This is a genomic window from Mesorhizobium alhagi CCNWXJ12-2, assembly GCF_000236565.1.
GTDB classification, from domain to species: Bacteria; Pseudomonadota; Alphaproteobacteria; order Rhizobiales; family Rhizobiaceae; genus Allomesorhizobium; species Allomesorhizobium alhagi.
Genome location: NZ_AHAM01000203.1, coordinates 1 through 1,195 on the forward strand (window position 1 = coordinate 1; position 1,195 = coordinate 1,195).

General features: G+C 58.2%; 2 protein-coding genes. Both read left to right on the forward strand.

What is annotated here, in order from left to right; translation table 11 throughout:
• Positions 1-503 precede the first annotated feature (503 nt).
• Positions 504-761 (forward strand): type II toxin-antitoxin system VapB family antitoxin, encoded by a 258-nt coding sequence (locus MAXJ12_RS22610; RefSeq protein WP_008838331.1) that lies wholly within the window; start codon positions 504-506, stop codon positions 759-761.
• On the forward strand, positions 762-1,181 hold the full coding sequence (locus MAXJ12_RS22615) for a type II toxin-antitoxin system VapC family toxin (protein ID WP_008838332.1): 420 nt from the start codon (positions 762-764) through the stop codon (positions 1,179-1,181).
• Positions 1,182-1,195: the final 14 nt, after the last annotated feature.

A 1,195-nucleotide genomic window follows, 5' to 3' on the forward strand; every position in this document is an offset into this window, starting at 1 on the left:
TTCAGAGACGGGGCACACGGGTTCAAGAGAGAGCATCGCTCGACTTGCCCCTTTGCGTGCAGTCACCCTCACTCAGTGCAAAGGCCGTGCCAGCGCGCTCAACGCCCAGAAAGCGCATGGCCAGGCTTGAAAAACCTCCACAGCGCCCAGATGGCCGGTTGCAATGAACCTGACATTTTTCGCCAATGTTTGTTTTGAACCTGACATGTTTTCTGCCGCTGTCGGGTTTTGGACACGCATCACGTGCTTCGTGCCGCCCAGAAAAGCGTGGCCCATCCGCACGGTCCCGAAGCATGAGGGCGCGTGTGGCACGCAGCCTCTGCCCGTCCTCCCGAGGCCGTTCGCCTCAGTGACATTAGTGGGTTGGCTCGCCGCTAACAGTTTTGAAGAGGAGGATGAACAAGCCGCCGGTGAAGTATGAGCCAGCCTGATCGACCGACACTGCGGGTTTGCACCAAGCTACACAGTGATGTAAAGTGTGCTACACGCTTGGAGCTACACACATGGCGCTGAACATTCGCAATCCGGAGGCCGATACTCTCGCTCGGGAGCTTGCGCGCATTGACCGCACAAGCATCACCGATGCTGTGATTGTCGCCCTGCGTGAAACCATCCGCAACCGGATGAATAAGGAAAGCCCGAGAGAAACGGCGCAAAAGATTCTGGCTAAGCACGGCCTGTCTTTTCAGCCAGGTCGAAAGCCGGTTCCACCGGAGGCCTATCACGAGCTCGACCATGATCTCACTGGTGGTGACGAATAAATGTTCGTCGATGCATGTGCGATCGTCTCGATGATGGCGGGGGAGGACACGGCCGACGCCTATGAAGCGGCGCTGCTCGATGCGGCATCGCCGTTCACATCGACACTTGCTGCCTGGGAAGCCATCATCGTCCTTTCGCGGCCGGATCAGTTGAATTGCGCCTACAAAGTGGCTGAGGCGGTTGTCGTAGAATGGCTCGAAGCACGAAAGATTCGGCTCCGCGAGCCCGGTTCGCCCCGACGCGTCCTATCCTACGCGGTCGCTGTCGCCGAACAGCACGGCATAGGAAAGCGGCGCCTCAGCAATTTCGATTGCTTCCACTACGCCTATGCCAAGGCGATGCGCTCGCCGCTGCTCACGCTGGACCAGCTTTTGCGTCACACAGACGTGGCAACCTTGCCGAAAGGATCAGATGAATGACCGTCTTCGAAAAA